We start from the raw sequence: 1,068 nt of genomic DNA, 5'->3' as shown, positions 1-1,068 counted from the left end.
TGTACTGACCCGGTGCGTTGTTGACGTAGGAGAGACCTCCGGGGTCGAGTGGAGCTGTCTAGGTTCCCTCGAGTCCACGGAGGTCTCTCGTGTCTCACGCTAATGCCCGGCTGACTCCGGCTGGCAGGTTGATCATGGTTCAACGCATCCAATCGGGACGCGCGGTCGCGCATGTCGCCGCGGAGATGGGTGTGTCTCGGACGGCTGCATGGCGATGGTGGCGTCGGTTTCGCGAGCACGGCGCGGCGGGTCTGATCGATCGGTCCAGCGTTGCCAGGTCGCATCCGCGGCGGACGACGGCATGCGTGGAAACGCGGGTGCGGATCGTGAGGCACCTCACCCGGCGGGGGCCGGTGTTCATCGCGGGCAAGCTCGGCCTGCATGCCTCGACCGTGGGGCGTGTTCTGCATCGCTATCGCGTTCCGTTGCTGCGTGAGATGGATCCGATCACGGGCAAAACGATCCGCGCGCAGCGAGCCACCGCGATGCGATACGAGCACGACTACCCCGGGTCGCTGATCCACATCGATGTGAAGAAGTTCGGCCGGATCCCTGCCGGCGGTGGGTGGCGGGCCGATCCAGCCCAGAGCGTCACTGTTCATCGCACTTCGCATCAGAAGGCCGGCTACGACTACGTCCACGCCGCGATCGACGATCATTCCCGAGTCGCTTACGCCGAGATCCATAGCGACGAGAAAGGCGCCACCGCCGCAGGGTTCCTCGAGCGGGCTGTCGCGTTCTATGCATCCTTGGGCGTCAAGATCGAACGCGTCATCAGCGACAACGCATTCGCCTACCGCAACTCCACCGCGTTCCGCACCGTCATCGATGCCCACGGCATCACACAGAAGTTCATCCGCCCGCACTGCCCCTGGACCAACGGGAAGATCGAGCGCCTGAACCGCACCCTCGCCACCGAATGGGCCTACGCCCGAGCCTGGACCTCCAACACCGACCGCGCCGCAGCCTTGCCAACCTGGCTCGACCACTACAACCTGGACAGAGCCCACCTCGGCATCGGAGGCCAAACCCCCATCGACCGAATCAACAACGGTCGAGGTCAGTACA

Annotated in this window: 1 protein-coding gene; it reads left to right on the top strand. The window is 64.6% G+C overall.

What is annotated here, in order from left to right; all coding sequences use genetic code 11:
• Positions 1–89: 89 nt before the first annotated feature.
• The coding region (locus tag ACIPY5_RS20140; RefSeq protein ID WP_400974096.1) for an IS481 family transposase at positions 90–1,068 on the top strand (979 nt) is incomplete at its 3' end.

This window comes from Microbacterium sp. NPDC089698, assembly GCF_044749045.1.
Classification (GTDB): domain Bacteria; phylum Actinomycetota; class Actinomycetes; order Actinomycetales; family Microbacteriaceae; genus Microbacterium.
This window is presented reverse-complemented; position numbering and strand designations above follow the sequence as displayed.